General features: G+C 47.8%; 11 protein-coding genes. All 11 read left to right on the top strand.

The window, feature by feature from the left end:
* Positions 1-83 precede the first annotated feature (83 nt).
* The 11 genes from metA to secY2 all read left to right on the top strand — a co-directional run bounded on the left by metA (position 84) and on the right by secY2 (position 13,465).
* Positions 84-1,028 carry a homoserine O-acetyltransferase MetA gene (gene metA, locus C4K46_RS03245; protein WP_209627364.1) on the top strand — a complete coding sequence of 315 codons (945 nt, stop codon included), beginning with the start codon at positions 84-86 and terminating at the stop codon, positions 1,026-1,028.
* A gap of 8 nt (positions 1,029-1,036) precedes the next feature.
* Positions 1,037-1,714 (top strand): DnaD domain-containing protein, encoded by a 678-nt coding sequence (locus C4K46_RS03250; RefSeq protein WP_209627366.1) that lies wholly within the window; start codon positions 1,037-1,039, stop codon positions 1,712-1,714.
* Positions 1,715-2,046: 332 nt separating this feature from the next.
* Positions 2,047-2,724, top strand: coding sequence for a tRNA (adenine(22)-N(1))-methyltransferase (locus tag C4K46_RS03255; RefSeq protein WP_338059778.1), 678 nt, complete (start codon positions 2,047-2,049; stop codon positions 2,722-2,724).
* The gene (locus C4K46_RS03260; RefSeq protein ID WP_209627375.1) at positions 2,711-3,508 is read left to right on the top strand and encodes a Nif3-like dinuclear metal center hexameric protein; all 798 of its coding nucleotides are present in this window, start codon (positions 2,711-2,713) and stop codon (positions 3,506-3,508) included. The genes C4K46_RS03255 and C4K46_RS03260 overlap by 14 nt, the downstream gene beginning before the upstream one ends.
* Positions 3,509-3,520: 12 nt before the next feature.
* Positions 3,521-4,615: an NAD(P)/FAD-dependent oxidoreductase gene (locus C4K46_RS03265; protein WP_209627377.1), complete on the top strand. Its 1,095-nt coding sequence runs from the start codon at positions 3,521-3,523 to the stop codon at positions 4,613-4,615.
* Positions 4,616-4,730: 115 nt separating this feature from the next.
* Positions 4,731-5,600: a glucose-1-phosphate thymidylyltransferase RfbA gene (gene rfbA / locus C4K46_RS03270; RefSeq protein ID WP_209627378.1), complete on the top strand. Its 870-nt coding sequence runs from the start codon at positions 4,731-4,733 to the stop codon at positions 5,598-5,600.
* Positions 5,601-6,194, top strand: a complete 594-nt coding sequence (locus C4K46_RS03275; RefSeq protein ID WP_209627380.1) for a dTDP-4-dehydrorhamnose 3,5-epimerase family protein — start codon at positions 5,601-5,603, stop codon at positions 6,192-6,194.
* 47 nt (positions 6,195-6,241) lie between these two features.
* On the top strand, positions 6,242-7,288 hold the full coding sequence (rfbB, locus tag C4K46_RS03280) for a dTDP-glucose 4,6-dehydratase (protein ID WP_209627382.1): 1,047 nt from the start codon (positions 6,242-6,244) through the stop codon (positions 7,286-7,288).
* Positions 7,289-7,603: 315 nt separating this feature from the next.
* A complete protein-coding gene (locus C4K46_RS03285; RefSeq protein ID WP_209627384.1) occupies positions 7,604-10,816 on the top strand; it encodes an SP_1767 family glycosyltransferase in 3,213 nt (1,070 codons plus the stop codon).
* Between the two features lie 86 nt (positions 10,817-10,902).
* The gene (locus C4K46_RS03290) at positions 10,903-11,907 is read left to right on the top strand and encodes a sugar transferase (protein WP_209627386.1); all 1,005 of its coding nucleotides are present in this window, start codon (positions 10,903-10,905) and stop codon (positions 11,905-11,907) included.
* 340 nt (positions 11,908-12,247) lie between these two features.
* The gene (gene secY2 / locus C4K46_RS03295; RefSeq protein ID WP_209627387.1) at positions 12,248-13,465 is read left to right on the top strand and encodes an accessory Sec system protein translocase subunit SecY2; all 1,218 of its coding nucleotides are present in this window, start codon (positions 12,248-12,250) and stop codon (positions 13,463-13,465) included.
* Position 13,466: the final 1 nt, after the last annotated feature.

Consider the following 13,466-nt stretch of genomic DNA (forward strand, 5'->3'; position numbering starts at 1 on the left):
TATATCTGGTTCGAGAAAAACTATAATTGAAAACTATATCTCCTTACAGTATAATGGGGTAAAGATACCAAGGAGATAGCTCGATGCCGATTAAGATTGATAAAAAACTACCAGCTGTTGAGATTTTAAGTTCTGAAAATATCTTTGTCATGGACCAAGATCGGGCGGAACATCAGGATATTCGGCCCTTAAATATTCTGGTCTTAAATCTCATGCCCCAGAAGATGATTACAGAAACCCAGCTTTTGCGCCTCCTTTCCAATAGCCCCCTCCAGGTCAATATTGACTTTCTCTACATGACCTCGCACAAGTCCAAGACGACAAGAGCAGAGTATATGGAGACCTTCTATAAGACCTTTGAGGAGGTAGAAAGTCGCTATTTTGACGGTTTGATTATCACCGGGGCTCCGGTAGAAAATCTGGCCTTTGAAGAGGTGGACTACTGGCAGGAGTTTTGCCGGGTGATTGCCTGGTCCAAGAGTCATGTTTATTCGACCCTCCATATCTGCTGGGGGGCTCAGGCAGGCCTCTATGCCCGCTATGGGGTGGATAAGTGCCCCTTACCCAAGAAGCTATCAGGGGTCTACTATCAGACTAGCCCCCAGAAAAAAAGCCTCCTTTTCCGAGGTTTTGATGATGAATTTTTAGCCCCTCATTCTCGCCATACCCAGGTCCTGAAGGAGGATGTTGTCCGCCAGACCAATCTGGAGATTTTGGCAGAAGGGGCCGAAGTGGGCCTGTCTATCCTTGCCAGTCGAGACTTGCGGGAGGTTTATAGCTTTGGCCATTTGGAGTACGACCGGGATACCCTGGCCAAGGAGTATGAGAGAGACTTGACAGCGGGTCTTGCTCCTCAGTTGCCAGAGCATTATTTCCCAGGAAATAATCCCCAAAATCGCCCAAGCTTGCGCTGGAATTTAGCTGCTGCCCTCTTCTTTAATAATTGGATTAACTATGCTGTCTATCAAGAAACGCCATTTGACTGGGAAAGTCCCGAAAATGACGCGTCCTTCTTTGCTTATTTATAAGAGGTACCATGACATATTTAGCATCTTTTAAAGCTGGCAACTTGGTTTTACCAAGTGCCCTGCTTTTTCATTTTCAGGAAATTTTTGACTCCAGCGAGGACTTTCTCGTCTGGCAATTTTTCTATTTGCAAAATACGACCTCGCTAGAGGAAATCAGTCCCAACCAGATTGCCCAAAGTCTGGGCAAGACCATCTCTGAAGTCAATCGCTCCATGTCCCAGTTGACAGAAAAAGGGCTCTTGCAGTACAAGACCATTGAGCTAAACGGCGAGATTGAGACGATTTTTGATGCCTCTCCTGCCCTGGAGCGGTTAGATCAAGTCTTACAGGAAACGGGCAAACCCCAGGCTCCTCAAGCTCCATCTAATAGCTTAAAAGAGCTGGTTGAGGTCTTTCAGCAGGAGCTAGGCAGACTTTTGACTCCTTTTGAGATTGAGGACTTGACCAAGACCTTGCAGGAAGATAAGACCAATCCAGACCTGATTAAGGAAGCCCTGCGGGAGGCTGTCTTTAATGGCAAGCCCAACTGGAAGTATATCCAGGCCATTCTTAGAAATTGGCGGCGAGAAGGAATTACTAGCCTAGCCCAGGTTGAGGCCAAGCGGGCCGAGCGTGAGGCGGCCAATCCCCAGAATGTCAAGGTTACGGATGACTTCCGTAAGGCGCTGGACCTCTGGAGGGAATAGTTGGTTTATCTTTACCTGCATTGTAAGAGAAAAGTATTTTGAAAGCAGGCTAGGTCTCAATCTGGGAGACCTAGTCTTTTTTTATAGCCGCTAAAATGGTATACTAGGAGGAAAGATTTGCTATTTCTAAGGGAAGGTCGGGCTTTGTTAGACAAGGGGGCTATCTAGCTAGCTGCTTGCTTGCGGTCTTGTTGTGAGAGCCTACTTGCTCTGTACTTCCTTGGTTGGCTAGGCTGGGCCAGGAAGTTTTCACAGGGTTTGGCTTTTGATTTTTAAGGAAGGGGTCTTTTGATGACGAGTTTTAAAAGAGGAATGGGTAAATAGAGATGAAGATGATTTCTCAGCGTTTGGCGAGAGTGGCTAGCTTTGTGCCCCAAGGGGCTAGGCTTTTAGATGTGGGGAGCGACCATGCCTACCTACCCATCTATTTGGTGGGACAGGGGAAAATCCAGTTTGCAGTGGCTGGAGAGGTAGTGGCCGGTCCCTTTGAGTCGGCCCAAAAGAATGTCCAGGAAGAAGGACTGACCCAGCAGATTGAGGTCCGCTTGGCCAATGGTTTAGCGGCTCTGGAGGAAGAAGACCAGCTTGATACACTGGTTATCGCTGGAATGGGAGGTCGCCTGATTTCAGATATTTTGAGGCAGGGAAGAGACCGCCTTTCGGGTTTAAACCGCCTTATTTTACAGCCCAATAATGGTCAGGATGAGCTGCGTAGCTGCCTTGAAGCGCTGGGCTTTGAGATAGTGGCAGAGGATATTTTGGAAGAGGCTGGGAAATTTTATGAGATTATAGTGGCTGAGCCGGGCCAGACTAGGCTGAACCAAAAACAAGTGCGCTTTGGCCCTTGCCTGCTACTAGAAAAAAGTCCGGTCTTTCAGAAGCGCTGGACCTTGGAGCTAACCAAGCTCAAAGGGGCCCTGGCTAAAATTCCTAGCCAGCACCAGTCAGAGCGCTCTGCTCTTAGTCAAAAAATAGGAGAAATTGAGGAGGTGCTCCATGTTAGTAAGTGATTTAATCAAGCGTTATGAGGAATTTTGCCCCCAGGACTTGTCCATGGAGGGCGATATTTCAGGTCTGCAAATTGGTAGTCTGAATAAAGAAGTCAAGCGGGTTATGCTGGCCTTGGACATCAGGGAGCAGACGGTGGCTGAGGCTATCGAAAAGCAGGTTGACCTGATCATTGTCAAGCATGCTCCAATCTTTCGTCCCCTCAAGGACCTGGTGGCAGATAGGGCGCAAAATAAAATCCTGCTGGACTTGGTCAAGCAGGATATTGGGGTTTATGTCAGCCATACCAATATTGATGTGGTTGAGAATGGTCTCAATGACTGGTTTTGCCAGCTTTTGGAAATTAAAAATCCAGTCTATCTCAAGGAGACCCAGCCGGGCTATGGGATTGGCCGGGTAGGAGATATTGCCCCCCAGACTGTGGGAGAATTTGCGGCCCAGGTCAAGCGGGCCTTTGGACTGGACAGTCTGCGTTTGGTGGCTTATGATAAGGCTGATTTGGAGCGCGTGATTGAGCGGATAGCTATCTGTGGCGGGAGCGGCCAGTCCTTTTATCCTGATGTTATTCAAAAGGGAGCCCAGCTCTATCTTACAGGGGATATTTACTACCATACGGCCCAGGAAATGCTGTCCGAGGGGCTCTTGGCCTTGGATCCGGGTCATTATATTGAGGTTTTATTTGTAGAGAAATTGGCCCAGAAACTAGGGGCTTGGGCTAGAGAGGAAAACTGGCCTGTGGAAGTGCTAGCTAGTCAGGCTTCAACCAAGCCCTTTCAGGAAATTTAAGGAAGCTAGAATATGAAGAAAGTAGCAATCGTTGGTGCAGGGATTGTCGGTGCAACGGCAGCCTATTACTTGAGTCAGGCGCCTGATTTGGCAGTGACTGTTTTTGATGAGGGCAAGGGTCAAGCGACCAAGGCGGCCGCAGGTATCATCAGCCCTTGGTTTTCCAAAAGGCGCAATAAGGCCTGGTACAAAATGGCTCGACTAGGAGCGGACTTTTACCAGACCCTGCTAGCGGACCTGGAGCAGGCCGGTTATTCTGCGGACTTTTACCAGCAGACGGGGGTCTATCTGCTCAAGAAAAATGAGGAAAAGTTGGCTGAACTCTATGAATTGGCCTTGGAAAGACGGGCGGAGTCGCCCTTGATTGGGGACCTGCAAATCCTCAAGCGCTCTCAGGTGGAGGAAACTATTCCAGATTTGCAGGGCTTCGAGCGCCTACTCTATGCTTCTGGTGGAGCCAGGGTGGACGGGGCTCTTTTGACCCAGACCTTGCTAGCAGCCAGCGGTGTTAAGGTCTACTCTAAAAAGGTTGGACTCGAACAACAGGGGACGGACTATATCATTGATGGACAAGTCTTTGATACGGTTATTCTCTCTTGCGGGGCTTGGTTGGGAGAAGTATTGGCTCCCTTGGGCTATGAGGTAGATGTGCGACCCCAAAAGGGCCAGTTGCGAGATTATCAGCTTTCTCTGACTACTGACGACTATCCCGTTATCATGCCAGAGGGTGAGCTGGATATTATTCCCTTTGGCGCAGGCAAGGTCAGCGTCGGAGCCACCCATGAAAATGAACAAGGCTTTGACTTGACGGTGGATAAGGTCTTGCTGGATCAATTGGAAGAAGAGGCTCAAACCTATTTTCCAGCCTTGAAAGAAGGAGAAGTGCTTGCGGAGCGTGTGGGAACGCGGGCCTATACCAGCGACTTTTCCCCCTTTTTTGGACAAGTTCCGGCCAGTCCCAATCTCTATGCAGCTAGCGGTCTAGGCTCATCAGGCCTGACGACCGGGCCCTTGATTGGCCAGCAATTAGCCCAGATGGTGCTGGGAGAGGATTTGTTGCTTGAGCCAGAGAATTATCCTGTCGCGCGCTATGTAAATAAAGTATAATCGAATGTCCAGACTAAAATACTTTTTGGGCCAGGGGCTTGCTCTTTTCCTAATGACATTCTGCTTAAAAAATGATAGAATGAAGATACTATAATAATTGAAAGGCTTTCACATTATGAAAGGTATTATTCTTGCGGGCGGTTCTGGTACACGTTTGTATCCTTTGACTAGGGCTGCTTCTAAACAACTGATGCCGGTTTATGACAAACCGATGATTTACTATCCATTATCAACCCTGATGTTAGCGGGGATTAAGGATATTTTGATTATCTCAACTCCGACTGACCTGCCTCGTTTTGAGGACCTTTTAGGGGATGGTTCTGAGTTTGGTATTAGGCTCTCTTATGCGGAGCAACCAAGTCCAGATGGACTGGCCCAGGCCTTTATCATCGGTGAGGAATTTATCGGCGATGACCATGTTGCTTTGATTTTAGGGGACAATATTTATTATGGTCCGGGCCTCAGCGGTATGCTACAAAAGGCCGCAACAAAAGAAAGCGGTGCGACTGTTTTTGGCTATCAAGTCAAGGACCCAGAGCGCTTTGGTGTGGTTGAATTTGATGAGAATATGAATGCCATTTCGATTGAGGAAAAGCCAGAGCAACCTCGCTCAAACTATGCGGTGACTGGTCTTTACTTCTACGATAATGATGTGGTAGAGATTGCCAAGAACATCAAGCCAAGTGCGCGTGGTGAGCTGGAAATTACCGATGTCAACAAGGCTTACCTAGAGCGGGGTGATTTGTCTGTCGAGCTTATGGGTCGTGGTTTTGCTTGGCTGGATACTGGAACGCATGAAAGCTTGCTTGAAGCAGCCCAGTATATCGAAACGGTGCAACGCATGCAAAATCTGCAAGTGGCCAATCTGGAAGAAATCGCCTATCGTATGGGCTATATCACAAAAGAAGAGGTGCATAAGCTAGCGCAACCGCTCAAGAAAAATGAGTATGGTCGCTATCTCTTGCGTTTGATTGGAGAGGAATAAATGACAGAAAACTTTTTTGGAAAAGAATTAGCAGCCCGCAAGATTGAGGCTATTCCGGGTTTATTGGAATTTGATATTCCCGTTCACGGCGACAATCGGGGCTGGTTTAAGGAAAATTTTCAAAAGGAAAAAATGTTGCCTCTGGGCTTTCCTGAAAGCTTTTTTGCCGCAGGAAAACTGCAAAACAATGTCAGCTTTTCCCGTAAAAATGTCCTGCGGGGCTTGCATGCTGAGCCTTGGGACAAGTATATCTCTGTCGCAGATGGCGGTAAGGTCTTAGGGACCTGGGTGGACTTGCGGGCCGGAGAGACTTTTGGTAATACCTATCAAACAGTGATTGACGCCAGCAAGGGAATTTTCGTTCCGCGCGGTGTGGCTAATGGTTTTCAGGTCTTGTCTGATACGGTTTCTTATAGCTACCTGGTCAATGACTACTGGGCGCTAGAATTAAAGCCTAAATACGCCTTTGTCAACTATGCCGATCCAAGCCTTGACATTAAATGGGAGAATTTAGAGCAGGCCGAGGTTTCTGAGGCTGATAAAAATCATCCTTATTTGAAAGACGTAGTACCGTTGACAGAGGATATGCTCTAGAAAAAACTAGCTTAATCAGCGCTAGATTAGAAGATAGGAGAAAAAGATTGACTGAATACAAGAAAATCATCGTAACGGGTGGGGCTGGTTTTATCGGCTCAAACTTCGTTCATTATGTATATAATAACTTTCCAGATGTTCATATCACGGTCTTGGACAAGTTGACCTATGCGGGTAATCGGGCCAATATCGAGGAAATCTTGGGTGACCGTGTAGAGCTAGTGGTTGCTGACATTGCGGATGCAGAAGTGGTAGACCGTTTAGCCAGCCAGGCTGATGCCATTGTCCACTATGCGGCTGAAAGCCACAATGACAACTCGCTCAATGACCCTAGTCCCTTTATCCATACCAACTTTATCGGGACCTATACCCTCTTAGAAGCGGCCCGCAAGTACGATATTCGCTTCCACCATGTATCGACCGATGAGGTTTATGGCGACCTTCCCTTGCGAGAAGACTTGCCAGGTCATGGTGAGGGCCCAGGTGAGAAGTTCACACCAGAAACCAAGTACAATCCAAGCTCACCTTATTCATCAACCAAGGCAGCTTCTGACTTGATTGTCAAGGCCTGGGTACGCTCTTTCGGTATTAAGGCGACTATTTCTAACTGTTCAAATAACTATGGTCCCTACCAACACATCGAGAAGTTTATCCCGCGTCAAATCACCAATATCCTGAGCGGTATCAAGCCAAAACTTTACGGTGAAGGCAAGAATGTCCGCGACTGGATTCACACCAACGACCATTCATCAGGGGTTTGGGCGATTTTGACCAAGGGTCAAATCGGAGAAACCTACCTGATTGGGGCTGACGGTGAAAAGAATAACAAGGAAGTCTTGGAGTTGATTCTTGAGAAAATGGGTCAGCCAGCTGATGCCTATGACCATGTGACCGACCGGGCTGGACACGATTTGCGCTATGCGATCGATGCGACCAAGCTCCGCGATGAGCTGGGTTGGAAGCCTGAATTTACCAACTTTGAAGCCGGACTAGAAGAAACCATTAAGTGGTACAGCGACCATGAAGACTGGTGGAAGGCTGAAAAAGAAGCGGTCGAAGCCAACTATGCCAAGACCCAAGAAATTTTGAAATAAGTTTTTACCATTAAGAGGTAGCCTTCAAGGAGCCTTTTAATGGTTTTTTTCTTGGCATTTTCAGTAAGCAAAAAATAGAGGAAGGAACTGCTTAGAAGGGGGGCTTGATGGGGATTTTGAAAAAATGTTTGTAAGTATTTGTTAACTTTTGATAAGAGCTAGCTTTTTAGGGGAATATTTTATATAATACACTATAGAAGAATTTGTCTGGATTTTTTCAAAAACAGGTGGTCATAAGGGAGCAGGTCAAAGCAAGGGAGACTGGCTACTTGTAGGTTCAGACTAGTATTAAAGAGAAGCGTTTTAGGTGGATAGATGATAAGGATTGTATTAGCAGGAGATAGGGCCTTTCAGGAGCAGTTGGCGACGGCCATTAAGTCGATTTTGTTCCATAATCGGGCGGTTAAGATTTATGTCTTGCAGCAGGGGATTGCTCCCGACTGGTTTGTGAGTTTGCGCCAGCTGGCCCGCAAGTTAGATAGTGACTTGATAAATGTGCCAATCAAGGCTGAGGACTTGGATCCTAGCTGGCAGACCCAGGACCACATCAGTCTTCTGACTTATGCCCGCTATTTGATTCCTACTTACATCAAGGAAAAGCGGGTCCTCTATTTGGATAGCGATTTGCTGGTCAGAGGAGAACTGGACTCCCTCTTTAACCTGGACCTAAAAGGTAGGCTAATCGGAGCGGTTAGAGATGCCAATGGGACTGGCTTTAATGCTGGGGTCTTGCTGATTGATAATGAGGCTTGGAAGAGGCAGGATTTGGGTAGGCGCTTGATGGCTGCGACCCAGAAGGTCATGCTTGACTTGGAAGCGGGCAAGCTAGCGGACTTTAATGGAGACCAGACGGTCTTAAATCAGGTCCTGGCCCAGGATTGGTTAGAGTTGGATAAGACCTATAATTTACAGGTTGGTCATGATTTGGTAGCCTTTTATAGTGGTTGGCAGCAACAGTTTGAGGAGGAAAAGGAGCCCCTGATTATTCACTATACTACCTACCGCAAGCCCTGGAATAGTCTGACAGCCTATCGCTATCGCAAGCTCTGGTGGATCTATCATGACCTGGACTTGGGTCAGATTGTCCAACATCATGAGGGTCTTTATGAACTTGAGCAGCAGGAGTCTGAGGCAGACTTGGACTGTTTGATTTTGACCAATACTCAAGATTTGCTACACATCAAGGACTTGATTGAGGCTAGTCCCCAATGTCATTTTCATATTGCAGCCTATACAGCTATGGGTGACTTTTTGCTGGGGCTAGCTAGCTATGGTAATGTTTCCCTCTACCCTGAAATAGTTGATGCTTCCCTGGAGCAGTTGGCTGCCTCTTGTCAGCTTTACTTGCAGCTGCATGCCGGCCAGCAGGGGAAATTACTGGACTTCTTTAGTCAGGCGGGCAAACCGATTTTTGCTTTTGCTTCCTTTGAAATGGAAGACCTTCCCCAGTTTTTATTTGCTGATGATGAGCCTCAGGCCCTGGCTCAAGCCCTGAAGGATTTTCAGCCGGTAGAAAAGTTGGCTCCCAAGGCCATTGCTCTTGCAGCCAACTATGCCTATCAGGACCAGGTTTTAACGACCATTAAGTCAATCTCCAGTCATAATCATGGAGTCCGTTTTTACCTGCTAAATGCTGACTTTCCGACCGAGTGGTTCCGCTATGTCAATCAGAAGTTGGCACCTCTAGGCTCGGAAATCATCAATGCCAGGGTCAATGCCGATGTCTTGAAAACTTATAAGACCAATATCAGTTATACGGTCTTTCTGCGCTATTTTATCCCTGACTTTGTGGAGGAGGACAGGGTCCTTTATCTGGACTGTGACTTGGTGGTGACAGCTGATTTGACTCCGCTCTTTGAGACTAACTTGGGTGCCTATCCCTTGGCTGCTGTCCGTGATTTGGGCGGACGGGTCTATTTTGGTGAGGAAATTTTTAATGCGGGAGTTATGCTGATTAACAATGCCCGCTGGAAGCAAGAGAAGATTACCCAGCAGTTACTTGATTTGACCAGCCAACTGCACCAAGAGGTGGCTGCGGCGGACCAGAGTATTTTAAACTTGGTCTTTAAGGACCGCTGGTTGGAGCTGGACTTCACCTATAATGCTATTAGTCTGCATACCATGTTTGCCCCGAAAACTTTTTCTTATCAGGAGTTTCCGGCTATTATCCATTATCTGACGGAGCGCAAGCCTTGGCGGGACTTTACCCAGTCTATCTACCGCGAGGTTTGGTGGTACTACCGTCAGCTGGATTGGCAGGACTTGACTAGAAAGACTGCTAGGCTCCAAGCTGAGCTCTTGCTGGGGCAAAGGACTCGTTCTTTTGCCTGCCTGGTCTACACCTACTCGGCCGACCTGCTCCATGTAGAGAGCTTGATTAGGGCTCTGCCTGATTGTCATTTTTATCTGGCGGCACCGGTCGTGGTTTCAGACCAGATTGCTAGGCTCTTGGTCTATGATAATGTTAGTGTCTGCTCGGATATTGCAGGCCTGTCCAACCTGCTGGACTTTCTGGTGGAAGAAAGTCACATCTTACTTGATATCAATGCGGGAGAAGAGGTTGGCGGGATTGTCCAGCGCTTTAGAGAGCTGGGTAAACCGGTCCTAGCCTTTGCTGGGCGGGCCCATGGCCAGCAGGGCCAAGAAATCTTTGCTGATGAGCGGCCAGACTTGCTGGCAGAGTCCATCGCTAAGCGAGCTGGCCTAGTCAGCCACTTCTGGCCCAAGGTGCGGGGGATTGCAGAAACCCTGGACTATATCTTGGCCAAGAAGCCTTCACTGGCCCGCTATGGTGACGGGGAGATTGATTTGATTGCAGGTAGGAGCATTCCCTATCAGGACTATGAACCGGAGCTGGCTGGGCGCTTAAAGGAGCTACTAGGCCGGCCCCAGGAGGATGATTTTCTGATTTGCCTGTCTGATGTATTTGAAGATTTGGAGCGTTATAACCAGTCAGCCCAGGATTTTTGGCGGGGTCATTTGGCCCAGTATGGAAGCCTCTATCAGGAAGTTTGTCGGGCGCCCTGGTATGGTTCGACCTTTATCTCCAGACCCTATATGGACTTGGAGGATAAGGGGCCTGCGGCCAGCTACTTTGCCAAGCTCAAACAAATCTGGCAGGACCAGGACCTGCTCTTGGTGGAGGGACGACATTCCCGCTCGGGCGTGGGCAATGATTTATTTGCAGGGGCCAAATCAATCGCTCGGATTATCTGCCCGGCTCGCAATGCCTTTAGTAAACTGGAAGAAATCAAGGAAGCCGTTAGAAAAGAAGGCCAGGAGCGTCTGATTCTAGCCATGTTGGGGCCGACTGCTAAACTTTTGGCCTTTGATTTGGCTAAGGAGGGCTATCGGGTCCTAGACTTGGGCCATATCGACTCGGAGTATGAGTGGTTCCAGATGCAGGCCAAGCATAAGGTTAAGTTAAGCCATAAGCATACGGCCGAGCATAATTTTGATCAGGATATTGACCTGGTAGAGGACCAGACCTATGAAGAGGAAATCCTGCTGGATTTGTCTGACCTTTAGGCGGTACTAAAGAATTTGCCCTAGCGGCCCAGGACTTGGCTGAAGCTAATTTAGACCCAGTCCAATAAACAATAGAAGTTGAAAAGATGAGAGTACATATTACCAATTTATACGGGATGGCTGGCGAAAGCACAGCCCTGATTGCCCAAAATGATGTGACCAAGTTTGCTAAGAGCTTGGGCTTTAATGAACTGAGTTTTTATTTTTATAATATTTATAGTGATAGTCCGGGCGAGCTCAACAGTCGCTTGGACGGGATTTTGGCCAGTGTGGGCTATGGAGATGTGGTCATCTATCAGGCCCCAACTTGGAATGGTCGAGAGCTGGATCGGGCCTTTTTGGAGAAGTTAAAGGTTTTAGAGGCTAAAATCATTACCTTTATCCATGATGTGCCACCCCTGATGTTTGAGTCCAACTACTATCTGATGCCAGAATACATCCAGATGTATAACTATTCGGACCTGCTGATTGTCCCGTCAGAAGGGATGCGGCAGAGGCTGGTGGCTGAGGGCCTGGAGGTCGAAAAGGTCCTTATTCAGCACATGTGGGACCATCCCCATGATTTGAGCCTGGCCCAGGCTGCCTTTAAGAAGCAGATTTATTTTGCTGGGAGCATTGAGCGTTTTCCCCATCTGGCTAACTGGAATTATGAGACTCCCTTGACCATCTTTTCGCAGGCAGCAGAAGAGGGAGCAAGGCCTAATCTTTCCTATCGGGGCTGGAAGAGCCGGGCGGAGCTTTTGTTGGAGCTGGCTCAAGGGGGCTTTGGGCTGGTCTGGGGAGTCGAACAAGACCCCCAAGAGGAGCCAGACTATTACAGCCTCAATATCTCCCATAAGGTGGCCACCTATCTGGCAGCCGGGATTCCGGTCTTGGTCCCGCCTTATCTGTCCAATGCTTCCCTGATTGAGGAGCAGAGACTCGGCTATATCGTCCATGACCTGGCCCAGGCTAGTCAGCTGGTTAATCAGACTAGCCCAGAGGACTATGGGCAAATGGTGGAGCGGGTGCGCTCCTTTGCCTTCCTCTTAAAAGAGGGCTACTTTAGTAAAAAGGTCTTGCTGGATGCGGTTATGCAGGTTTTGAGCTAGCTCTTAAAAGAGGGCTGGGATTATGGATAGGCCCTATATAAGTCTTTCAAGGATATTGGATTTGCTAGTCGATGCATACAATTATATGTTTCTAACGAAGGTATATTTAGCACAAATGGATTTAATTTGATAGCGAGCATATTTATAAATTCTTGAATAGGTTGATTCGGCGACGATTACATTTATTTATATTTTTAAATAACTTTAATTTGACGACAATCGCATTTATATATATGTTTAAATAGATTTAATGCAACACTGGTTACATTTGTTTATCTGTTGATAGTTAAACTTAATTGTGACCGATTTTGAAATAGAGATGGTTTAGAAAGGAGCAGGTGTGCGAAAATTTCTTGCAAGTCCCTTGCTGGTTAAATTTCTTTGGATGGTGACTTTTATCCTCCTTTATATTGTGGGAAGTAAGCTTAGTCTTCCTTTTTTGGACCTGGATAAAAAACTGGTCCTGACTCAGCTGGCTCCTAGCCTGGAGTTTTCAGCCGCCCTGACTGGGGGAAATCTTCGGAGCATGTCCTTCTTGTCGGTCGGCCTCTCGCCTTATATGTCGGCCTTGCTGCTCTGGCAGATGTTTAGCTTTTCTAAAAAGCTGGGTCTAAAAGCTCTGGCGGCAGAAGTAGCGGGGCGCAGGCAGATGTATTTGACTCTCGTTGTGGCCTTGATTCAGGCCCTGGTTGTGGCCCTGAGCCTACCTGTGCAAAAGGGGCCTAACCGCCTCTTGCTCCTGCTTTTACATACGAGCCTCTTGGTGGCTGGTACTTTCTTTCTTATCTGGCTGAGTGATTTGAACTCGGCCCTGGGCCTGGGGGGCTCATTGACGATTTTGATGACCAGTATTCTGGCTTATTTGCCCCAGGACCTGCTCCAATCAATGCAGGACTTGGGACTGGGCTGGGCCTGGATCTTGGGCCTCCTGCTTTTGGCCTTGCTTTATCTGTATTTGGCCCTCCTCATGGAGCATGGCAAGTATCGGATTCCGGTCAATAAGCTGATGATTCATAATCGTTTCAAGAAGTATTCCTATCTGGATATTAAGCCCAATCCTGCTGGGGGGATGCCCGTCATGTATGCCATGACCCTGGTCAGCATTCCCCAATACCTGCTCTTTTTGGCCCTGATTTTCTTCCCGCAGAGTTCCTTTTTACGAGGAGCCAATCTAGCCCTGTCCATGGGCCAGCCCGCCTGGTTGCTGCTTTATTTGCTGACCATCTTTCTTTTGGGGCTGGGCTTTGCCTTTGTCAATGTCAGCGGCGAGGAGATTGCCAAGCAGATGCAGGAGAGTGGGGACTATATCGAGGGGGTCTATCCCGGTCGGGCAACCAGCCGCTACATCAATGGAATTACCCTGCGTTTGGCTGTCTTTGGCTCTTGCTATCTCTTGCTTTTAACGGGCCTGCCCATGCTCTTGCTTTTGAAGGATCCGGCCTTTTTAAGAATCAGTATGATTCCGGGAATTTTCCTTATCTTTTTGGGTATGGTCTTGAGCCTACAAGAAGAGATAGGGGCGATTCGACTAAATGAGAACTACCGTAGATTTTTTTAGG

Source organism: Streptococcus oricebi (assembly GCF_017883985.1).
Classification (GTDB): domain Bacteria; phylum Bacillota; class Bacilli; order Lactobacillales; family Streptococcaceae; genus Streptococcus; species Streptococcus oricebi.